This window comes from Gordonia westfalica, assembly GCF_900105725.1.
Classification (GTDB): domain Bacteria; phylum Actinomycetota; class Actinomycetes; order Mycobacteriales; family Mycobacteriaceae; genus Gordonia; species Gordonia westfalica.
The window spans coordinates 439,075-459,855 of sequence record NZ_FNLM01000036.1 but is presented as its reverse complement, the minus strand read 5'-3'; the positions used below and the strand labels follow the sequence as shown (position 1 = coordinate 459,855).

Below are 20,781 nucleotides of genomic sequence, written 5' to 3'. Positions count from 1 at the left end.
TCGAGGTCAGGCCTTCGACTCCGCCGGCATCTCCTGCAACTCGTGGAAGTCGTTCTCCTTGCTGGGGATCTCGGTTCCGCGGATCGAGCATCCCGCGGTCTCCTTCAGGAACAGGAGAGCGATCATGCCGATGGCGCAGGCACCCATCATGTACGCAGCCGGGAAGAGGTTCCAGTCGGTGTTCTCGACCACGGCGTCGTTGACCAGCGGTGCCGTACCGCCGAAGGCGGCGGTGGCGACGTTGTAGGAGATCGCGAAGCCCGCATATCGCACCTGCGTCGGGAACATGGCCGGGAAGGTCGCCGAGATGGTGGCCAGCTGCGGGATGTAGAGCGCTCCGAGGATCACGAATGCCACTATCGCCCAGGCGAATCCCTGGCCCATGAGCCAGTACAGCGGTATCGCGAGGACGAACAGGCCGATCAGCGACCCCCACCACATCGGTTTACGTCCGGTAGAGTCCGACCACCAGCCGAAGAACGGGATGAGCAACATCATCACGAGCTGCCCGATCAGGTTGACGACACTCGCCGACGTCTCGCTCAGGTTGATCGTGTTCTGCAGGTAGGTCGGCTGATACGCCAGCAACGTGTAGTTGGCGACGTTCAGGGCGATCACCATGCCGAACATCGTGAGGATCGGCCGCCGGTAGTTGACGAGCAGATCCTTGAAGCGCGTCCATGCGCTTCCCGTGATCTCGTTCTCCTGCTCGAGTTCCTGGAAGACGGGGGTGTCGTCCATCTGCGACCGCAGGTACAACCCGATCAGGCCCATGGGCAGCGCGAGCAGGAACGGGATGCGCCAGCCCCACTGGTCCATCTGAGAGTCGGTGAGACCCAACTGCAGGAGCAGGACGAATGCGGTACCACCGCAGAAGCCGGCGAGGGTGCCGAACTCGAGGAAGGAACCGTACTTGCCGCGCTTGTTGTCCGGCGCGTACTCGGCCATGAACGTTGCCGCACCGCCGTATTCGCCGCCGGTCGAGAAACCCTGGACGACGCGGAGCAGGATCAACAGGATCGGCGCCCACACGCCGATCGAAGCGTGCGTGGGTAGCAGGCCGATGAGCGCGGTGGCGCCCGAGATCAGCAGAATCGTCATGGCGAGAACCGATTTGCGACCGATGCGGTCGCCGATGGGTCCCCAGATCATGCCGCCGAGAGGGCGGAGCACGAAGGAGACCGCGAAACCCAGCATGGTGCCGATGGTTCCGAAGTCACCAGGAAAGAAGGCTTGGGTCAGATAGACCGAGGCCGCGGCGTATACGCCGTAGTCGTACCACTCGGTGGCGTTTCCGATGGCCGAGGCACCGATGGCCTTGTGAAGTAGTTTCCGGCCCTCGGGTGATTCCGGGTCCGGGGCGAGCTGCTCATAAGTATCCGCTGGTGTCGTGTCGCTCATCTGCGCTTCCTGAATGTCGTCGGGGCGCCGTACCGCTGCCCCTCATAGGTCATCTCCGCAGCTGGTGGACCCCTGTGCACGGATGGCGGCTCTTTCACCACCCGTGGACATTCGAAACCGCGAGCGTTCAGCTCCCGGACACGGTGAGATCGTCGGCGTCACCGATCAATCGGCGCAGACCGTCGGCCATGTGCTCGATCATCAGTGCATCTGCCTTCGCAGAATCCCCCGCAGCGATGGCGTCCACCAACGCCTGATGTTCGTCGATCCGATCCTTTCCCGATGAATATGTCCCTCGCATGGCTCGCAAACACATTCGCGTCTCCACCAGAATCGTCTCATGGAGGCGCGAAAGCCTCTGACTTTCAGCAAGTTCCACCAACGTCTGATGAAATCCCATGTCCGCCTCTGCCATCCCCGCACCGTTGGGTTCATCGACGAACGCGCGCATGGCCTCGACGGCCTCGTTCAGCGCGCTCACCGCGTCCGATTCGCGGTGCGCGATGACCTGTTGCACGGCAGCACGTTCCACCGCCGTGCGGGCGACGTACATGTCGCGGATGTCATCCTCTTCCAACGAGACGACGAACAGGCCCCGGTTGCGATGGCTGACCAGCAGACCCTCCGCGGTGAGACGTTGCATCGCCTCACGCAGCGGACCGCGGCTGACACCCAGGTCTGCGGCGAGACCCGACTCCGTCAACTGCGACCCCGGCGGGAAGTCACCGTTCGCAATGGCATTGTGCAACTTACGCGCGATGATCGCCGGTGTCGACTCCTGCACCAACGGGGTGAGGACACGGCGGCGCGTCGAACCACCCTGTTTTCCCTGGTGAGACACGGTTCGTCGACCTCCCGGACCGTCCGCGCCCGGGTTGTCTCCATCCACGTTGATCGTCACCGTCATTCCTTCTTTCTTACCGCGACAGGCGGGCGTAGGTCAGCGTTTCACCCCGCGCGCCGCCCATCCAGACGTCGTTGCACGCAGCCGCGAATTCTTCCAGGCCCTCGGTGATGGTGGCGAACACGTTGCCCGGAACCCAGCCGACGTCGCCGTTGACCAGCAGGTTGTTCCGGCCGTAGAACACGGCCAGGTCGATCAGCAGACGGTGTCCCGCCGGTGCGGAACCCGGGTCGTATCCGTAGGCGGGGTTGTCCAACACGCCGTCGAAGGTGAAGTAGCAGAGATCGCCGGGAATCGGCGTGATGGTAGTGTTCTCCGCACCCGGTTCCACCGGCGCGAATGCCGGTAACAGCGTGTAGATCTCGTTGCGCGCGAACTTGCCGTGGAAGACCTGGCCGCCCAGCGGCAGCGCGTCCCAGACCGCCGCCGCCGTCCGTGGCGCCTCCGCGTCGAGCATCCGCGCCACCGCGGTCACCCCTCGCTTCTCGAGTGTCACGGTGATGAATCGGTCGGCGCATTCGGTCACGGACGATCCCCCAGCATCGTGAAGCCCGCGGCCGCCTCGTAGGCCGCCGCAACCCGCAACACGGTCGTATCCCGGTGTCGTGCAGCGACAAACTGCACTCCCGTCGGCAGACCGTCGACGAATCCACTGGGCACCGTGATCGCCGGCTGGCCCGTGAGATTGAACGGATAGGAGTACGGCGTCCATGACGTCCAGTCGGGCGACGCCGATCCGTCGGGAACCGTTCGTCCCGCCTCGAAGGCGACGGTGGGCATCGAGGGGGTGACGAGGAGGTCGAACTCCTCGTGGAAGAGGCCCATGGCGGTCCCCATCTCCATGCGTAGCGCGTTCGCGCTCACGAAGTCGTCGGCGGTGAGGTCCCGATGACGTTCGAGCGCTTCGAGGAGCAACGGATCGACCTTCTCCTCCGCGCCCGGTCCGAGCGCTCGCACCACCACGTCGGCACCGGCGAACCAGATGACGTGATAGGCCCACGCCGGGTCATCCCAGCCGAGGTCGACCTTCTCCACCGTGGCACCGAGCTGCTCGAGCACCGAGACGACGCGGTCAGCATTCGCCTGCACACCAACATCATTCGAACCGAAGCCGAGGTCGGCGCTGTAACCGATCCGCAGATCGGAGAGGTCCCGGACATCGGCGACGGCGGCAGCGACACTCTCGGTCGGGGTCGCCAGCGCCGACCAGTCCCGCGGATCATGTCCGCTCAAGACATCGAGGAGCAGCGCACAGTCCCCGACCGTCCTCGTCATCGGGCCGACGTGAGCGACCGGGGCGAACGGGCTCGGCGGATACATCGGCACGCGGCCGAGCGTCGCCTTGAATCCGACGACCCCGCAGTACGCGGCCGGTATGCGAATCGATCCCCCGCCGTCGGTTCCCACCGACAGCGGCCCCAGCCCGGCCGCCAACGCTGCGGCAGAACCACCGCTCGACCCGCCGGAGGTCCGCGACGCGTTCCACGGGTTGCGGGTGATGCCGGTGCGCGGGCTGTCGGTGACACCCTTCCAGCCGAACTCCGGCGTGGTGACCTTGCCCAGCAGCACCGCGCCGGCCTCGCGGAGTCGCGCGACGGCCGGGGCGTCGGTGTCCCACACCATCTGGTCCGGCTCGATCATCAGCGAGCCGCGTAGCGTGGGCCAGCCGCTGGTGAGCAGCAGGTCCTTGATGCTGACGGGCACGCCGTCGAGCGGCCCCAGGGGTGTTCCCGCACGCAACCGCGCAGTGCTCTCGCGGGCGGCTGCGAGCGTCGTGTCCCGGTCCACGAGGCAGAATGCGTTGACGGACGGATCGACGTCGTCCACGGCGTCGAGCAGTTCGACGGCCACGAGCTCCGGCGTCAGCTCACCCGTACGGTAGGCCTCGGCCAGTTCGACGGCGCTGAGCCACCGTGCCGTGTCCGACATGCGCCCCCTCAGGTGATTGAGTTGGTAGATTGTTGACAATCTACCTTGGAGGTGTCCGGGTGACAACCACCGTCGCGATGCTGTATCCCGGCCACGCCGCCGAAGACGACTACGCGCTCATCGAGTCCGCTCTCGTGTCCGCCGGTGCCGCGGTCCGCCTGCCGGTGACCATCACCGAGATCGAGTCCGACGACCACACCGTCGACGCGATGGCCGCCGTCGGCGAGCAGGATCGCCTCGCCGACGGCGTGCGCCGGGCGAAGGCAGACCACCCGGCGTCGGTGATGTGGGCGTGTACGTCCGGGAGCTTCGTGTACGGCCTCGACGGTGCTCGACGCCAGGTCGCCGACATCGCCGCCCTCGCCGGGCGACCCGCGTCGTCGACCTCGCTGGCCTTCGTCGACGCGTGCCACCGACTCGGACTGTCGCGGGTGGCGATTGCCGCCACCTACCCGGATCCCCTGGCGTCGCGCTTCATCGGATTCCTCGCCGACGGTGGGATCGAGGTCATCTCTCTGCGCGCCAACGACATCGAGACGGCGTCCGAGGCCGGAATCCTCGACGGTGACGGCCTCTTCGACATGATCACCGCCGCGGATCATCCTGACGCGCAGGCGATCCTGATCCCGGATACCGCCCTGCACACCGCGATGTGGATCACCGGACTCGAGGAGAAGTTCGCCAAGCCCGTCCTGACGGCCAACCAGGTCACCGCCTGGCAGGGCCTGCGCCTCGCCGGGATCTCGGCGGTGATACCGGAACTGGGGACTCTCTTCGGTCGGTGACGTTCACTCGATGACGGCCTTGGCCACCGTGATACATGTGGTGATCCACTCGTGGTCGGCGTCGGTGAGCGCCCTGCTCATGCGGTCCGCATCCTCGATCGCCCAGTGCGCGTTGAGGACCATCCGGACGATCACCCAGTCGCGGGCCCGGTCCGGGTCCAGACCCGCGGCGTCGACGATGGTGTGGAAACGCGAGCGGATCACATGACGGGGGTCGCCTCGTCGGCGGTCCAGAAGGTTCCAGAGCATCGGCGCGGGTTCGTAGTGCGGATCGCCCGACATCGGCTTGGGGTCGATCGCCAGCCAGCGCCGGTCGCCGGAGGGCGCGGCGAGCACGTTCTCGTGGTGAAGGTCGCCGTGCACGACAACGCCGACCGTTGCCGGGTCGGTTAGCAAGTCCCGCCCCAGTGAAAGTGCCTGTTCCACAAAGCGTCTCGGGACCGGCGCATCTCGGGGCATCCCGGCGAGCCGATCCAGCCACCGCCCCAGGTGCGTGGTGAGCAGCCACATCCGCCCCGGTGCCGGGATGTGCAGGGCACCGTACAGGTCAGCCACCACCTGACACGCCTCGTCGTCGTCGACCGAGGTGAGATCGGTCCGCTCCAGCCGTTCGAGGAGGAGCCCGCGCCGGCGCGGGTCGGCGCGCAACATTCTCACCGCTCCGCGTCCGGACCAGTGCTGCAGCCCGAGTGCTTCCTGCGCCCCCTCGTCATCGCCGTCGAAGGCCACTTTCAGGACCGCACGCTGCCCGTTCCGCCCGAGCACCGGGACCACCAGCGACTCGAACCCGTGCCACAGCTCGTCCCCGTCGCGGCGGAGTTCCCAGGCGTCGAGAAGCGCCGATACCGTTGCCGGTAACCGGCGAAGCCAGTCTTCCCAGGCAGGCCCCAGCGCCGACTGCGCAGCGAGGCCCGGCGGGATCGCGGCCGCGCTGATCATGAGCAGGCGCCGATCATCCGCGCACGAATCGGTAACCCATCCCCGCCTCCGTGACCAGGTGACGCGGGTGTGCCGGGTCGTCTTCGAGTTTCCGCCGGAGACTCGCCAGGTAGACGCGAAGATAGTTGCTCTGCCCCAGATATCCGGGGCCCCACACCGAGTTCAGGATGTCGCTCTGGGACACCAGCTTTCCTTCGTGCCGTACCAGCATCTCCAGGATCCCCCACTCCGTCGGGGTCAGGTGGACCGGCTCCTGCGCTCGCGTCACCTGTTTCGCGGCGAGGTCGACGACGAATGCGCCGGCGTCCACCACCGGCGACTCCGTCGTCACCCCCGACGCCGCGCCGCGACGGAGCGCGGCGCGAAGCCGGGCCAGGAACTCCTCCATCCCGAAGGGTTTGGTGACGTAGTCGTCGGCCCCGGAGTCCAGCGCCACGACCTTGTCCGCCGCGTCGGTCCGCGCCGAGAGCACGATGACCGGAACGGTCGTCCATCCGCGCAGGCCCTCGAGGACCGTCAACCCGTCGATGTCGGGAAGCCCGAGGTCCAGTACGACGACGTCCGGGTTGAACCGCGCGGCCGCCGACAGGGCCGCCGCCCCCGTCGCCGCCGTCGAAACCGCGAAACCGCGCGCGTTCAGATTGATCCGCAACGCTCGCAGCAGTTGGGGCTCGTCGTCGACCACGAGGACGCGGCTCTTGTCGGCGTTCACCGTATCCCCTCCTCCGACCCGGAAAAATCCTCCACGGTAGGCAGATTCACAACCATCGTGGCACCGCCCCCGGGTGTGTCGGCGGTCGACAGTTCTCCTCCGATCGCCGTGATGAATCCGTTCGCCACGGACAACCCCAACCCCACCCCCGACGACGCCCCCGCGGTGTCGCCGCCCTGGTGAAAAGCCGCGAACACCTGCTCGCGGTCGGTGGTGGGCAGTCCGGGCCCGTGATCGACGACGCGGATAACGCAGCGCGGCGGGTCGTCACCGGTTCCGCTGACGGTGATCTCGACGTCGGGCCCGCCGTGCCGGTGGGCGTTGTCGATGAGATTTGCGAGAGCACGTTCCAGCAGACCCGGGTCGGTGTATGCCCATGCCTGGCCGAGGTCGATGGTCAGCACGAGGTCCGGGTTGAGCCGCTGCACCCCGGCGGCGGCTCGGTGCACGACCTCGGGCAGGAACGTGTGCTGCATCTGGGGACGTACGGCACCCGCGGCGAGACGGGAGGAGTCGAGCAGATTGCCGACGAGTCCCGCCAGGTGGTCGACCGACTCGTCCACCGTCGCCAGCAGTTCCGCGGTGTCGTCGGGACTGAAGGTGACGTCATCGCTACGAAGACTGGACACCGCGGCCTTGGCCGCCGCGAGCGGTGTTCGGAGGTCGTGGCCGACCGCGGACAGCAACGCGCGCCTGAGTTCATCCGTCCGGGCCAGGGCCTCGGCGGATGCCGCCTCGACCTCCAGCGCGTGCCGCTCGACCGCACCTGCCGCCTGCCCGGCGACGGCGGCCAGCACCCGCCGGTCCCGCGCGCCGAGTCTCGGCCCGCGGAGCAGCAGCTCGAACTGTTCACCCGGTACCGAACACGTCGTGTCCGCCTCGTCCGGACCGCTCAGCGGGCGGTCACCGACCCAGGCCTCCACTGTCCGAGAGGTTTTCGATGTACGACGGACCAGGGCGACGGCCGACTGGTCGTAGGTCTCGCGTAACCGCTCCAACAAACCGGGGACATCGGCACCGCCGAGCACGACGCTGGAGAACATCGCGAGCAGTTCCGCCTCGCGCGTCGCGTCCTGCGCCTGGGCGCGCCGCACGGTCGCCGAATCGACCAGGGCGGCCACGGCGGTCGCGATCAGCAGCATCACCAGGATGGTGATCAGGTTGTCCGGTTGATCGATGGTGAAGGTGAATCGGGGATCGGTGAAGAAGTAGTTCAGCAGCAGACCGGAGACCACCGCAGACAATGCCGCGGGCGCGATACCTCCGAGCATCGACACCGCGAGTACCGACACGAAGAACAGCGCCGACTGGCTGGTGAACCCGAGCCACGGATCGAGCAGCCGCAACACACCGGTCGCCAGCAGCGGCACGAGCACCGCGAGGATCCAGCTCAACGGTCGGTGGAACCTGGTGTCGCGGATGTCGAGCCGATGCCGGCGGGGTGTCTCCTCGTGCGTGACCATGTGCACGTCGATGCGTCCGCTGCCGCTCACGACCGTCGCCCCGACACCTTCGTCGAAGATCCGTTGCCAACGCGGTCGGCGGGAGGTACCCAGAACCAATTGGGTGGCATTGACCCCGCGCGCGAACTCCAGCAGGGTGGCCGGGATGTCGTCGCCGACCACCGTGTGGACCCGCGCGCCGAACCCCGCGGCGAGCTCGCTGAGTGCGGTGAGATCGATGCCGTGATCACTCAGGCCGTCTCCCCGGACCACATGCACGGCAAGCAGTTCCGCGCTCGATCGCGACGCGATACGACTCGCACGACGCAGCAGGGTGGGTGACTCCGGCCCGCCGGTGATCGCCACCACGACTCGTTCGCGGGCCTCCCAGGTGTCGGTGATCGAGTGCGCCGCACGATAATCGGCGAGTTTGTCGTCGACCTGGTCGGCCAGCCACAGCAACGCCAGCTCGCGCAGCGCGGTGAGATTTCCCTGACGGAAGTAGTTGCCCAGTGCCCCGTCGACCCGGCTGCTCGGGTAGACCTTGCCCGCGGACAGGCGCTGCCGTAGCGCCTGCGGGTCGATGTCGACGAGCTCGATCTGGTCGGCGCCGCGAACGACGTCGTCGGGCACCGTTTCCCTCTGCACGACGCCGGTGATCTGGGCGATGACATCGTTCAGGCCGGCGAGGTGCTGGATGTTGACGGTCGAGCAGACGTCGATACCGGCGTCACGGAGTTCCTCGATGTCCTGCCAACGCTTGGCATTTCGAGATCCCGGAGTGTTGGTGTGAGCGAGTTCGTCGACCAGCGCCACCTGCGGACGGCGCGCCAGGACGGCGTCGAGGTCCATCTCGTCGAACGTCGACCCCCGATAGGGACGGGCGATCCTGGGGATCACCTCCAGGCCCTCCACGAGGGCCGCGGTCGCCGGCCGCCCATGTGATTCGACGACCGCGATCACCACGTCGGCGCCTTCGTCCCGAAGGTTCCGGGCCTGCGCGAGCATCTCGTAGGTCTTCCCGACACCAGGCGCGCATCCGAGGAAGACCCGCAGTTTGCCTCGCCCGTCCGACCGCCTGCGCGACGCCGCCTGCGGTGTCGTGACCGGCGTCGTCGCCGGTCCCGCCGCTGAGGTCATCCGCCGATTCTATCGCCGGTCAACGGGTGTGACACGTGGCCGGCCCGTGACCGAGCGCCAGGTTCACCGACGGGACGTCGACACCGGGCTCCCCGAGGAACCCCCACTGTCTGCCCTGTGTGTGGGCGGCGATGAGCGAGCGGATCACCTCCGGCGAGAGGCGATTCTCGCGTGCCAGTCGCGGCACCTGCAGTTCGGCATATGCCGGACTGATGTGGGGGTCGAGCCCTGACCCCGATCCGGTGACGGCGTCGGCCGGAACCGCCTGCGGCGCCACGCCCTCCCGGTCGGCGATGAACGCCCGCCGATCCTCGATGTTGTCGAGGAGGATCACGCTGTTCGGACCCTGATTGCTCGCCGCCGACGCGGAGGGATCCCCGGTGGCCATCGGCGCGCCCTCGGCACCGAGGACACGCGCGTGGAGATATGGGTCCGGCGCGCCCGTCGGCACCTGTGGATCGAGTCCGATGAGCGACGAGCCCACCACACATCCGGAGGCATCGACGAGACGGGAACCCTCGGCACTCGACGAGTCGACCCGCGAGATCGCCCACACCGCGGCGGGATAGGCGAATCCGAGGATGAGCGTGAGCCCGAGGAGCATCCCCAGTGCTGCAACGCTCTGCCGGAGGAGACCGGTCACGATCATCTTCATCTTGCTCACCCCATCCCGGGAAGGAAACGGACCACGTGATCGATCAGCCAGATGCCGACGAAGGGGGCGAGCACGCCGCCCAGGCCGTACACGAGCAGATTGCGCCCCAGCAGCTTCGAGGCCGACGACGGGCGATATCGCACTCCCCGTAACGAGAGCGGGATGAGCGCGACGATGATCAGCGCATTGAAGATCACCGCCGAGACCATCGCCGACTCCGCCGAGTGCAGACGCATGATGTTGAGGGCGTCGAGCTGCGGGTGGACGGCGGTGAACATCGCCGGGAGGATCGCGAAGTATTTCGCGAGGTCGTTGGCGAGCGAGAAGGTGGTGAGAGCCCCGCGGGTGATGAGCAGTTGCTTCCCGATCGCGACCACCTCGATGAGCTTGGTGGGATCGGAGTCGAGGTCGACCATGTTGCCGGCCTCCTTGGCCGCCGAGGTCCCCGTGTTCATCGCCAGCCCGACGTCGGCCTGCGCGAGCGCGGGTGCGTCGTTGGTTCCGTCTCCGGTCATCGCGACGAGGCGTCCGGCCTGCTGCTCGGAACGGATGAGTGCGAGCTTCTCCTCGGGGGTGGCCTCGGCGACGAAGTCGTCGACCCCGGCCTCGGCCGCGATGGCGCGGGCGGTGAGCGGGTTGTCGCCGGTGACCATGACCGTGCGGATGCCCATCGAGCGCAACTGGGCGAATCGCGCGGTCATCCCCGGCTTCACGACGTCGGACAGCGCGATCACTCCGAGCACGCGGGCGGGGTGGCCCGCCTCGTGCACCCCGACCAGGAGCGGGGTACCGCCGTCGGTGGAGATGCGCTCCACGTCCGCGAGGACCGCCGGTTCCACGGTTCCCGCCGAGTCGGCGACCCAGCGCCCGAGTGCGTCGGCCGCTCCCTTGCGGTACACCACCGTCGCCTCGGCGTCGTGCAGGTCGACGCCGCTCATGCGGGTCTGGGCGGTGAAGGCGACCACCTCGCGGCGCGCCGCGCCGACGGTCGGGGCCGCCGCGACCGGTTCCACCCCGTACGAGGTCCGGCACAACTCGACGATGCTCCGCCCCTCGGGAGTGTCGTCGGCGAGACTGCACTCCGAGGCCACCCGCGCCAGTTCGTCGACGGGCACGCCCGGGGCCGGATGCAGCGCGGTGGCCCGGCGGTTGCCGTAGGTGATGGTCCCCGTCTTGTCCATCAGCAAGGTGTCGATGTCCCCGGCGGCCTCGACCGCCCGGCCCGACATCGCGAGCACGTTGCGCTGGACGAGCCGATCCATCCCCGCGATGCCGATCGAGCTGAGCAGCGCGCCGATGGTGGTCGGGATGAGGCAGACCAGCAGGGCGATCAGCCCGACCGGGTCCGGCGACCGACCCGCGTACTGCTGCATGGGTCCGACCGCCACCACCGCCAGCAGGAAGATGATCGTCAGGCTCGTCAGCAGGATGTCGAGTGCGATCTCGTTGGGCGTCTTCTTGCGGTCCGCACCTTCGACCAGCGCGATCATGCGGTCGACGAAGGTCTCGCCCGGTGCCGTCGTGATCTTGACGATGATCCGGTCGGAGAGCACGACGGTGCCGCCGGTGACCGCGGACCGGTCTCCTCCGGACTCCCGGACGACGGGAGCCGACTCACCCGTGATCGCCGATTCGTCGACGGTCGCGATGCCGTCGACCACATCCCCGTCGCCGGCGATGACCTCTCCGGCCTCCACCACGATGAGGTCGCCGACGCGCAACGCACCACCGAGCACCTCGTCGATGACGCCCCCGTCTCCCAACCGACCATCTCGTAACCGGCGGGCCACGATGTCACGCTTGATCTTTCGCAGGCTCTCGGCCTGCGCCCGCCCTCTCCCCTCGGCCACGGCCTCGGCGAGCGCGGCGAAGACGACGGTGAACCACAACCAGGCCGCAACGGTCCAGCTGAACCATGACGGGCGCAGGATCGCCAGGACGGTGGTCACGGCAGCGCCGAGGAACACCACGAACATCACCGGGTTACGGGCCTGATCACGAGGGTTCAGTTTCCGCAGGGCCAGGGGCATCGACGTCACGAGTGAGCGGAGGTCGAAAGCGCCGCGGGACACCAGTTCCGGTTCGTGGCGCGGGTCGCGCTCGGTGCGGGAGGCGCCCCGGTCGGTGTCGATCAGTCGTGTGGTCACAGCAGCGCCTCCGCGATCGGTCCCAGCGCCATGGCCGGGAAGAAGGTGAGTCCGGCGACCAGCACGATGGTCGCCATGAGCAGGGACCCGTAGAGGAAACCGTGCGTGGGCAGGGCGGAGAGCGCCTCCGGACGTGCGACCGACTCGGCCGGCGTGGCCTCCAGTACGGCGCGCCCGCGACCGGGGCCGGCAAGGCCGGTGGGGCCGGTTCCGGTGACACCGGCGCTCTCGGCTGCGCTCTCGTCGACTGTGCCGCGCGGACGCTGCCGGGCCAGAAGGCCCGCGAGGGCGAGCACGAGCACGATCGGCACGAACCGACCCAGCAGCATCGTCACGCCCAGGGAGGCCTGGAACCAGTCATCGGTCACCGTGAGCCCGCCGAAGGCACTGCCGTTGTTGTTGGCCGCCGACGCGTAGGCGTAGAGAACCTCGCTGAAACCGTGGATCGCACCGGGTGTACCCGGCTCGCCGCTGTTCCCTTGCGCCTCCCCCGTCGCCGTCAGGATCACCGAGATCGCCGTACCCGCGAGCACGAGTGCCGGCATGACGAGGACATAGAGCGCCGCCGTCGTCATCTCGGGCTGGCCGATCCGCTTTCCGAGGAACGTCGGCGACCGGCCGACCAGAAGTCCACCGACGAAGACGGTGATCATCGCCATCGCCAGGATTCCGTACAGTCCCGATCCGACCCCACCGGGCGCGACCTCCCCGAGGAGCATGTTCCACAGGACCGTGCCGCCACCGCCCGCGGAGAAACTGTCGTGCGCGGAGTTGACGGCACCGGTCGAGGTCCCGGTGGTCGACACCGCGAACAGCGCCGAACCCGGAATCCCGAAGCGCACCTCTTTGCCTTCCATCATGGCGCCCGCCGCGGCCGACGCCGCCCCGGACGGGTGACTCTCGAAGATCCATACGGCGGTGAGCATGATCGCCCAGATCCCTGCCATCACACCGAGAAGGGTCAGTCCCTGGCGCCGGTCCCGGACGAGGGTTCCGTAGGTCCGGGTGAGACAGACCGGGATCACCAGCAGCGCGAGGATCTCGACCAGATTCGAGAAGGGCGTGGGATTGGAGAACGGGTGCGCCGAGTTCGCCGACAATGTCCCGCCGCCGTTGGTACCGAGCTCTTTGATCGCCTCCTGGGAAGCGAACGGGCCGATGACACTGCGCACCTCTGCGCCATCCGTCGTCGTCCACGCGAATCCGCTGTGCCAGGACTGCACAACCCCCTGACTCAGCAGCAACGTCGCCACGATGATGCTCAGCGGCAACAGGATCCGGATCACCCCGCGTACGAGATCCACCCAGAAGTTCCCGATCTCACCGGTGGCCCGGCGGTTGACGATCCCGCGGACGAGCGCGATGGCAACGGCCATCCCGACCGCGGCGGAGACGAAGTTCTGTACCGCCAGTCCCGTCATCTGGGTCAGGTTGGTCATCACGATCTCGGGAGAGTACGACTGCCAGTTGGTGTTGGTGACGAAGGAGATCGCGGTGTTGAACGCCATCGCCGGAGACACACCGGCCTTGCCGTCGGAGAGCGGAAGTGCTCCCTGCATCCTCTGGATCGCGTAGAGGACCACGAAGCAGACCGCCGAAAACCCCAGTACGGCAAGGACATACCCCACCCAGGACTGTTGCCTACGCGGATCGACGCGGGCAAGTCGATAGAGCATACGCTCGACGCCGAGGTCTCGTTCGCCGGTGTACACGCGCGCCATGTGATCGCCCAGCGGCACGTAGACGGCGGCCAGGATCACGACGAGCGTCCCGACCTGCAGGAGCCCGGCAACAGTTGTGCTCATCGCTTCTCAGAACCTCTCCGGGTACACGAGAGCCAGGAGGAGGAGCAGCACCGTGATCGCCGCGAGCGCCAGCAGAGCGACGCTGATCACCCCGTCGGCGGTCACGACTTGATCCGCAGGTCGAGGCCGCGAACGGCCAGTATGCACAAGCCGAACCCGGAGATGGCAAGCAGCAGGAACAGCAGATCCGCCACGACGTCTCACTCTCTGATCGCACCGATGGCCCACCGTGTGATGGGCACACCGAAGGATCACGCGCCGCGAGCGGCACAGGAGAGTTCTTAACGGCTTTCTTACGGCAGGCCGGCCGTTCTTGACGGCTCGTTGTCGCCCGGCGGCACCCGCCGGGCGCCCGCTACGCCGCGGTGATCGCTATTCCCACGCTGCCGTGTCTGCCACGGCGAATCTTGCTGCCGATGAGGCTGATTCGCCCGAACAGACCGTATTTGTCGGCGATCGCCCGCTTGACCCGGTCGCTGCCGGCGTCGTCCAGCACCTCGGCGGTGCCGGTGACGGGTTCGCCGAACAGTTTGCGTCCCCGTACATCGCAGGCCTGCACGACCACCCGTGGGTCGCGCCGCAGCCGCTTGACCTTCCACGAGTCGGCGACCGTCCACATGACGAGGCGGTCGCCGTCGAGTGCCGCCCACAGCGGCGAGGTCACCGGGGTGCCGTCCTTGCGGTAGGTCGTCAGGTTCACGTACTTGGCGGTACCCGCCTCGCCGAACGTCGCGGTGTCAGAGGTCATGCGGCAATGCTACGGGTGAACAGCGATTGTGCAGGGGTTGTCGACCAGCCCGCGGGGGTGATCTCACCGCCGAGCACACCGGCGTCGCAGAGTGTCGCCCAGGCGGTCACCTGGTTGGCGGAGAGAACCGGCTTGCCGAGCTCGGCCTCCAGGTCGGCCAGGATGTCGTAGGTCCACAGGTTGGTGCAGGAGACGAAGACGGCGTCGGCGTCGGGATGATTCGCGGCGCGGATGAGGTCGGCCGTCACGTGATACGGGATCGTCCAGATCTCGTGGTCGCGGCCGAGACCCGCCTGGGCGACGACGCACCTCCCGGCCTCGGCGAGGAAGTCGCAGAGCAGCCCGGTGAGCGCGGCGGTGTACGGCGTCGCCACGGCCAGCGTGCCGACGTTCATCGTGTCGAGTGCCCGGATCAACGCCTCCGACGTGGTGACCGCCCGCTCCGCGCCCGCCGCGATCATGCAGTTGGAGATCTCCACCGCGCCCGCCATCCCGTAGACGAAGCTGCCCGACGCACACGCGTAGCCGAACGCCCGCGGCCCGACCGACGAGACGGCGCGGACCGCCGCCGAGATCTCGGCGTGATTGTTGAGATCCCGGCACAGCTCGACGTCGACGGGGGCGTCGAGGTAGCCGGTCCGCGTGAAGTGGAGCGAGACCGAATCCGGCATCCAACGCCACAGCTCACGGTCGAGGGCCATGTCGAACGGGCACACCATGCCGATGCCGATCTGGGCGTTCATGCAGGGATGATGGCATATCGTCGGATTGTCTACAATCGCTGCCGAAGGGCGGCGTCCACCTTTTCCCGAATGACGCATTCGTAGGCATGGTCGTTGACGATCCCGGTCGCCTGCATCAGCGCGAACATCGTCGTCGGACCGACGAAGCGCCATCCCCGCTTCTTGAGGTCCTTCGACATCGCGACCGATTCCGGCGACGTCGTCATCGAGTGGGGGACGTGCGCGCCGGCCGGGGCGTATCCCCAGAAGTACGACTCGAGCGATCCGTGCTCGTCGATGAGGTCGACGGCCCGTTGCGCGTTGTTGATCGCCGCCTCGATCTTGCCGCGATGCCGGATGATGCCCGCGTCGCCCAGCAGTCGCGTCACGTCGGCGTCGGTGTAGCGCGCCACCTTCTCGACGTCGAAGCCGGCGAATGCCGCGCGGAAGTTCTCACGCTTGAGCAGGATCGTGCGCCAGCTGAGGCCGGACTGGAATCCCTCGAGACAGGCGCGCTCGAACAACGACGTATCGTCGGTGGTCGGGAATCCCCACTCGGTGTCGTGGTAGGTGGTCTCCGGTTCCCGCCCGGCCCAGAAGCAGCGCCGCCGACCGTCCGGCCCCTCTATGGTGTCGTCAGACATACGTCTCCCTTCGTGGCGCAGGCTACGGTACGGCTACGACAGATCGCCGCCGTTACCTTTCTGTTATCAAAGATTGCGAAAGCATCCCGTTGTGTCTCGCGACAATCACTTCTCGCCGCAACCCGCCTAGCGTTGAACACATCGCAGTCCAGAGCACTTCAACCCGGTCGCCGACCCCGCTCCGGACGAGCGAAAATACATCTGCGGCAAGGAGTTTCGTGATGAATGAGGCCGATCTCAACAAGCTCCTCTCCCGTGTGGCAACCGGGGACATGGACGCCTTCGCCGAGTTCTACGACGCCACGTGCGACCGGGTGTACGGCATGACCCTGCGGGTGTTGCGCGATCCCGGTTACAGCGAGGAAGCGACCCAAGAGACCTTCCTGGCCGTCTGGCGCAACGCCGAGACCTACGACCCCAGGTCCGGGTCCGCACTCTCCTGGATTCTCACCCTGGCGCATCGCCGGGCCGTCGACCGGGTGCGTTCGGAATCCGCCGCGACCCGGCGCACCGTCGCCTACGGCATCGCCGATACCGGTCGCGAGATCGACGAGGTCAGCGAGTCCGTGGAGCGCCGGGAGATCGCCCGACTGATCCACACCGGCCTCGAAGCCCTCACGCCTCTTCAGCGGCAGGCCATCGAGCTCGCCTACTTCCACGGACTCACCTACCGCGAGGTCTCCGAGCACCTCGGCGTCGCACTGCCCACGGTCAAGTCCCGCATCCGTGACGGACTGATCCGTCTGCGTCAGACGGTGCCCGGCCTGGCCGCCGTCGGCTAGGTCTCCCCCGCAGCCCGGGTGCCAGTGCCGCGCCGCTGCGAACCGCCCCTGGAGAGCACCCTCCACAGGACCGCCGACGAAAGTGTGTATGTGTCAGCGGCGACCCTCTGGAGGGTGTTTTGCAGGGGCGGTTTTCGTCGTACCGACCGGTCACACCTGCCCGTACGGGTGCCACCCGTTGTGGTTCCACTTCCCGCCGCGTCGCTCGCGCACCTCGCGCAGGCTGGTCCCGACGTACCGCTCCTCCAGCTCGGGATCCGGCGCTCCGGTGTACACCCACCGCTTCGGGTCGAGGTTGCCGTCGGCGTCCCGATACGCCTCCCAGTAGTCGACGCGGTGCACCGCACGGACGATGTCGTCGGCGAACACCAGGACCGGGAGATCGGGCACCGTTCGATGCGGTCCGGCCCGCCATCCACTTCTCGCCCACTCGTAGATCTGGTCGGCGCCGGCGTCCGGCCGGGCGGAGTCGTCGACCTTCACCAGCACACAGGGCTCGGGCAGTGGCGGCGCGAGCGGCGCCGCATGCCGTAACACCATCTCCTCCAGCTGGATTGCACCGCTGGGCGCACTGTTCGTCAGCGGGAGTCGCGCCAGCTCCGCGAATTCGACCGTGTACCGACGGACATACGCCGCCAGCGCGTCAGCGGAGTCGACGACGTCGTCGCCATGCCGGAGTATCCAGTGCTCCACGCCGAATCCGTCGGCGTCGATGTCCCGGATGCGTTCCTCGGTCGCGGACCAGGTCGCCGGCGAATCGGCTTCCCCGACAACCTCCCCCGCATCGGGCGTCGCGCCGGCGAGGGCCGCACGCGCATGCTGGTGGACTCGATTCCCGCGGCCCGCACCCACGTAGAACACCGACGCGTCACGCGGATCGACCAGGGCGTAGACGTACACACCGAGCACCGACTGCACCTCGAGAGGAACGGGCTTCGGCGCGCCCGGCGCTGCGACGCCGACCGGCCGCAGAAGATCCAGAACCGCGTCGACCACCGACGGCCGCACCCCGAGTCCGCCGCCCCGCAGCCCGCCGATGATCACCTCACCGGCGCGCTCACGATCGACGAACCGTCGACCCGCGTTGGCGTCGATCGCGCGTATGACGTCGACGACCTCGGCCTTCCGCGCCCGCGCGTCCCGTGATGCGGACCGCTCGTCGTCGGGGTCGAGCATCTCGGCGAACGCCGTCGACTCCAGGAATTCGCCGAGCGCGGTGGCCGGCAGCTCGACGGCGTTCATCCTGCTCATGTCAGCGATGATGCCAGGACGTGCGGGGTCGCGAGTGGTCGACTCGCCCCCGCTGACCCGTCTGCAGCGCCAAACGACAAAAGGGGCCCACCCCCGAAGGGATGGGCCCCTGGTCGCGTCACTCGTGATCAGCCGAGGACCAGCGACTCGCCGTCGGCACTGACGTTCACCGGAACGATGTCGCCGTCGCGGATGTCGCCGGAGAGCAGCTGCCTGGCGAGCTGGTCGCCGATGGCCTGCTGCACCAGGCGGCGGAGCGGACGGGCGCCGTACAGCGGATCGAATCCACGTGCACCCAGCCATTCCTTGGCCTTCGGCGAGACCTCGAGGTCGAGGCGACGCTGGGCCAGCCGCTTCTTGAGCTGTCCGAGCTGGATGTCGACGATCGCCACCAGCTCCTCGGGGCTCAGCGGGTCGAAGATGACCACGTCGTCGAGGCGGTTGATGAACTCGGGCTTGAAGGCCGAGCGCACCGCGTTCATGACGTGTTCCTTGTCGCCACCGGCGCCGAGGTTCGACGTCAGGATCAGGATGGTGTTGCGGAAGTCCACCGTCCGTCCCTGGCCGTCGGTGAGTCGACCTTCGTCGAGCACCTGCAGCAGCACGTCGAACACGTCCGGATGGGCCTTCTCGATCTCGTCGAACAGGACCACCGTGTACGGCCGACGCCGCACCGCCTCGGTCAGCTGACCACCGGCCTCATACCCGACGTAACCGGGTGGAGCACCGACGAGCCTTGCGACGCTGTGCTTCTCGCCGTACTCGCTCATGTCGATGCGGACCATCGCCCGCTCGTCGTCGAACAAGAACTCGGCGAGCGCCTTGGCCAGCTCGGTCTTGCCGACGCCGGTCGGGCCGAGGAACATGAACGAACCCAGTGGCCGGTTCGGGTCGGCGACGCCGGCCCGGGCACGACGCACCGCGTCGGAGACGGCCTCGACGGCAGCCTTCTGTCCGATGACTCGCTTGCCCAGTTCGTCCTCCATGCGCAGCAGCTTGGCGGTCTCACCTTCGAGCATGCGTCCGGCCGGGATTCCGGTCCACGACGACACGACCTGTGCCACGTCGTCGGGTCCGACCTCCTCCTGGAGCATCACGTCCTGCCCGGGATCGGTACCGGTCTTCTCCAGCGCGGCCTCGAGTTCCTTCTCCAGTCCGGGGATTCGGCCGTACCGCAGCTCGGCTGCGCGTCCGAGGTCACCGTCGCGCTCGGCGCGTTCGGCTTCTCCACGGAGACGATCCAGCTCTTCCTTGAGGTCGCGTACCGCGTCGATCGCGGTCTTCTCCGACTGCCACCGTGCGGACAGCTCGTTGAGCTTCTCCTTCTGGTCGGCCAGTTCGGCGCGCAACTTCTCGAGCCGTTCCTTCGACGCCGCGTCCGTTTCCTTCTGCAGCGCAACCTCTTCGACCTCGAGCCGGCGGACGATGCGCTCGACCTCGTCGATCTCGACGGGGCGCGAGTCGATCTCCATCCGCAGCCGCGACGCCGCCTCGTCGACGAGGTCGATGGCCTTGTCGGGGAGGAAGCGCGAGGTGATGTAGCGGTCGGAAAGAGTTGCGGCAGCGACCAATGCGGAGTCGGTGATGCGCACACCGTGGTGCACCTCGTACCGGTCCTTCAGGCCGCGCAGGATGCCGATGGCATCCTCGACCGACGGTTCGCCGACGTACACCTGCTGGAATCGACGCTCGAGCGCGGCGTCCTTCTCGATGTACTTACGGTATTCCTCGAGGGTCGTGGCACCGACCAGCCGCAGCTCACCACGAGCGAGCATCGGCTTGATCATGTTGCCGGCGTCCATCGCGGAATCGCCTGTGGCACCGGCTCCGACGATGGTGTGCAGCTCATCGATGAAGGTGATGATCTGGCCGTCGGAGTTCTTGATCTCGTCGAGCACGGCCTTCAGCCGCTCCTCGAACTCGCCGCGATACTTCGCGCCGGCGACCATCGAACCCATGTCGAGGGAGATGACAGTCTTGTTCCGCAGCGACTCGGGCACGTCACCGGCGACGACACGCTGGGCGAGGCCCTCGACGATCGCGGTCTTGCCGACGCCGGGCTCACCGATGAGGACCGGGTTGTTCTTGGTCCGTCGGCTGAGCACCTGCACGACGCGCCGGATCTCGGTGTCGCGACCGATGACCGGGTCGAGCTTGCCCTCACGGGCGGCTGCCGTCAGGTCGGTCGAGTACTTCTCGAGCGCCTGGTAGGTCGACTCCGGGTCCTCGCTCGTGACGCGTCGGCTCCCGCGGACTGCGACGAACGCATCCCGCAGTTCCTGGGGGGTTGCTCCGGCGTTGTGCAGCAACTTGGCGACATCGGAGTCACCGGTCGCCAGACCGACGACGATGTGCTCGGTCGAGACGTACTCGTCGCCGAGTTCACCGGCCAGCTGCTGAGCCGCGCTGACCGCCGCGATCGATTCGCGGGAGAGTTGTGGGGTGGCACTGGCCTGCGCAACCGTCGGCATGCGGTCGACCAACATCTGGGCCTGCGCACGAACATTCGACGGGTCCACGCCCACTGCCTTGAGCAGCGGAGACGCGATGCCGTCGGACTGATCGAGCAGTGCCACCAGGATGTGGGCGGGCCGCACGTCGGGGTTGCCAGCACTGGCCGCCGCCTGCACAGCAGCGCTCAATGCCTGCTGTGTCTTCGTGGTGGGGGTGAAGCTGTCCACTCGCGTGCACCTTTCTCTTTAGTCCAACAGGCTCAAGTATGAGCCATACGCAGGATGCAACGCCAACAAAGTTGAGTCCATTCCGCTCATGCCT

The 20,781-nt window shown here is 67.5% G+C and carries 18 protein-coding genes; 2 read left to right on the top strand and 16 right to left on the bottom strand.

Annotated features, from left to right (window positions below; translation table 11 throughout):
* Positions 1-6: 6 nt before the first annotated feature.
* The 4 genes from BLU62_RS28440 to BLU62_RS28425 form a co-directional block, all read right to left on the bottom strand.
* Positions 7-1,401, bottom strand: coding sequence for an MFS transporter (locus BLU62_RS28440; RefSeq protein WP_074853839.1), 1,395 nt, complete (start codon positions 1,399-1,401; stop codon positions 7-9).
* Positions 1,402-1,528: 127 nt separating this feature from the next.
* On the bottom strand, positions 1,529-2,308 hold the full coding sequence (locus tag BLU62_RS28435; RefSeq protein ID WP_074853837.1) for a GntR family transcriptional regulator: 780 nt from the start codon (positions 2,306-2,308) through the stop codon (positions 1,529-1,531).
* Positions 2,309-2,318: 10 nt separating this feature from the next.
* Entirely contained in the window at positions 2,319-2,831 is a 513-nt protein-coding gene (locus BLU62_RS28430) for a DUF3830 family protein (RefSeq protein ID WP_074853835.1), read from the bottom strand.
* Entirely contained in the window at positions 2,828-4,234 is a 1,407-nt protein-coding gene (locus BLU62_RS28425) for an amidase (protein WP_074853833.1), read from the bottom strand. The genes BLU62_RS28430 and BLU62_RS28425 overlap by 4 nt, the downstream gene beginning before the upstream one ends.
* Positions 4,235-4,293: 59 nt before the next feature.
* Between BLU62_RS28425 and BLU62_RS28420 the strand changes: the two genes are divergently transcribed.
* Positions 4,294-5,019 carry a maleate cis-trans isomerase family protein gene (locus BLU62_RS28420; protein ID WP_074853831.1) on the top strand — a complete coding sequence of 242 codons (726 nt, stop codon included), beginning with the start codon at positions 4,294-4,296 and terminating at the stop codon, positions 5,017-5,019.
* A 3-nt stretch (positions 5,020-5,022) separates the two neighbouring features.
* On the opposite strand, the gene BLU62_RS28415 is transcribed toward BLU62_RS28420, so the two are convergent.
* The 10 genes from BLU62_RS28415 to BLU62_RS28370 all read right to left on the bottom strand — a co-directional run bounded on the left by BLU62_RS28415 (position 5,023) and on the right by BLU62_RS28370 (position 15,973).
* Positions 5,023-5,958, bottom strand: a complete 936-nt coding sequence (locus BLU62_RS28415; protein WP_074853829.1) for an aminoglycoside phosphotransferase family protein — start codon at positions 5,956-5,958, stop codon at positions 5,023-5,025.
* Between the two features lie 13 nt (positions 5,959-5,971).
* Entirely contained in the window at positions 5,972-6,670 is a 699-nt protein-coding gene (locus BLU62_RS28410) for a response regulator (protein WP_074853827.1), read from the bottom strand.
* Entirely contained in the window at positions 6,667-9,252 is a 2,586-nt protein-coding gene (locus BLU62_RS28405) for a sensor histidine kinase (RefSeq protein WP_084811964.1), read from the bottom strand. The genes BLU62_RS28410 and BLU62_RS28405 overlap by 4 nt, the downstream gene beginning before the upstream one ends.
* A gap of 19 nt (positions 9,253-9,271) precedes the next feature.
* Entirely contained in the window at positions 9,272-9,907 is a 636-nt protein-coding gene (locus BLU62_RS28400; protein WP_074854301.1) for a potassium-transporting ATPase subunit C, read from the bottom strand.
* A 5-nt stretch (positions 9,908-9,912) separates the two neighbouring features.
* Positions 9,913-12,039 (bottom strand): potassium-transporting ATPase subunit KdpB, encoded by a 2,127-nt coding sequence (kdpB, locus tag BLU62_RS28395; RefSeq protein WP_244278449.1) that lies wholly within the window; start codon positions 12,037-12,039, stop codon positions 9,913-9,915.
* A gap of 11 nt (positions 12,040-12,050) precedes the next feature.
* Complete coding sequence (kdpA, locus tag BLU62_RS28390) at positions 12,051-13,859, bottom strand: potassium-transporting ATPase subunit KdpA (RefSeq protein ID WP_074853825.1); 1,809 nt, start codon at positions 13,857-13,859, stop codon at positions 12,051-12,053.
* Between the two features lie 6 nt (positions 13,860-13,865).
* On the bottom strand, positions 13,866-13,964 hold the full coding sequence (locus BLU62_RS28385) for a potassium-transporting ATPase subunit F (RefSeq protein WP_084811963.1): 99 nt from the start codon (positions 13,962-13,964) through the stop codon (positions 13,866-13,868).
* A gap of 250 nt (positions 13,965-14,214) precedes the next feature.
* On the bottom strand, positions 14,215-14,607 hold the full coding sequence (locus tag BLU62_RS28380; RefSeq protein ID WP_074853821.1) for a PPOX class F420-dependent oxidoreductase: 393 nt from the start codon (positions 14,605-14,607) through the stop codon (positions 14,215-14,217).
* Positions 14,604-15,350, bottom strand: a complete 747-nt coding sequence (locus BLU62_RS28375) for a maleate cis-trans isomerase family protein (protein ID WP_074853819.1) — start codon at positions 15,348-15,350, stop codon at positions 14,604-14,606. The genes BLU62_RS28380 and BLU62_RS28375 overlap by 4 nt, the downstream gene beginning before the upstream one ends.
* A 29-nt stretch (positions 15,351-15,379) precedes the next feature.
* Positions 15,380-15,973, bottom strand: a complete 594-nt coding sequence (locus BLU62_RS28370; protein ID WP_074853817.1) for a DNA-3-methyladenine glycosylase I — start codon at positions 15,971-15,973, stop codon at positions 15,380-15,382.
* Positions 15,974-16,194: 221 nt separating this feature from the next.
* Between BLU62_RS28370 and sigK the strand changes: the two genes are divergently transcribed.
* Positions 16,195-16,755 (top strand): ECF RNA polymerase sigma factor SigK, encoded by a 561-nt coding sequence (gene sigK, locus BLU62_RS28365; RefSeq protein ID WP_074853815.1) that lies wholly within the window; start codon positions 16,195-16,197, stop codon positions 16,753-16,755.
* A gap of 150 nt (positions 16,756-16,905) precedes the next feature.
* Here sigK and BLU62_RS28360 read toward each other — a convergent pair whose 3' ends face one another.
* Both BLU62_RS28360 and clpB read right to left on the bottom strand, forming a co-directional pair.
* Entirely contained in the window at positions 16,906-17,997 is a 1,092-nt protein-coding gene (locus tag BLU62_RS28360) for a hypothetical protein (protein WP_074853813.1), read from the bottom strand.
* A 137-nt stretch (positions 17,998-18,134) separates the two neighbouring features.
* Positions 18,135-20,687 carry an ATP-dependent chaperone ClpB gene (gene clpB, locus BLU62_RS28355; RefSeq protein ID WP_005198149.1) on the bottom strand — a complete coding sequence of 851 codons (2,553 nt, stop codon included), beginning with the start codon at positions 20,685-20,687 and terminating at the stop codon, positions 18,135-18,137.
* Positions 20,688-20,781: the final 94 nt, after the last annotated feature.

Excerpts from the sequence above, each read along its gene's own strand:
- BLU62_RS28440 (WP_074853839.1), bottom strand. The coding sequence starts at position 1,401 with ATGAGCGACACGACACCAGCGGATACTTATGAGCAGCTCGCCCCGGAC.
- BLU62_RS28435 (WP_074853837.1), bottom strand. The coding sequence starts at position 2,308 with ATGACGGTGACGATCAACGTGGATGGAGACAACCCGGGCGCGGACGGT.
- BLU62_RS28425 (WP_074853833.1), bottom strand. The coding sequence starts at position 4,234 with ATGTCGGACACGGCACGGTGGCTCAGCGCCGTCGAACTGGCCGAGGCC.
- BLU62_RS28415 (WP_074853829.1), bottom strand. The coding sequence starts at position 5,958 with ATGATCAGCGCGGCCGCGATCCCGCCGGGCCTCGCTGCGCAGTCGGCG.
- BLU62_RS28405 (WP_084811964.1), bottom strand. The coding sequence starts at position 9,252 with ATGACCTCAGCGGCGGGACCGGCGACGACGCCGGTCACGACACCGCAG.
- BLU62_RS28400 (WP_074854301.1), bottom strand. The coding sequence starts at position 9,907 with ATGAAGATGATCGTGACCGGTCTCCTCCGGCAGAGCGTTGCAGCACTG.
- kdpA (WP_074853825.1), bottom strand. The coding sequence starts at position 13,859 with ATGAGCACAACTGTTGCCGGGCTCCTGCAGGTCGGGACGCTCGTCGTG.
- BLU62_RS28380 (WP_074853821.1), bottom strand. The coding sequence starts at position 14,607 with ATGACCTCTGACACCGCGACGTTCGGCGAGGCGGGTACCGCCAAGTAC.
- BLU62_RS28375 (WP_074853819.1), bottom strand. The coding sequence starts at position 15,350 with ATGAACGCCCAGATCGGCATCGGCATGGTGTGCCCGTTCGACATGGCC.
- BLU62_RS28370 (WP_074853817.1), bottom strand. The coding sequence starts at position 15,973 with ATGTCTGACGACACCATAGAGGGGCCGGACGGTCGGCGGCGCTGCTTC.
- sigK (WP_074853815.1), top strand. The coding sequence starts at position 16,195 with ATGAATGAGGCCGATCTCAACAAGCTCCTCTCCCGTGTGGCAACCGGG.
- BLU62_RS28360 (WP_074853813.1), bottom strand. The coding sequence starts at position 17,997 with ATGAACGCCGTCGAGCTGCCGGCCACCGCGCTCGGCGAATTCCTGGAG.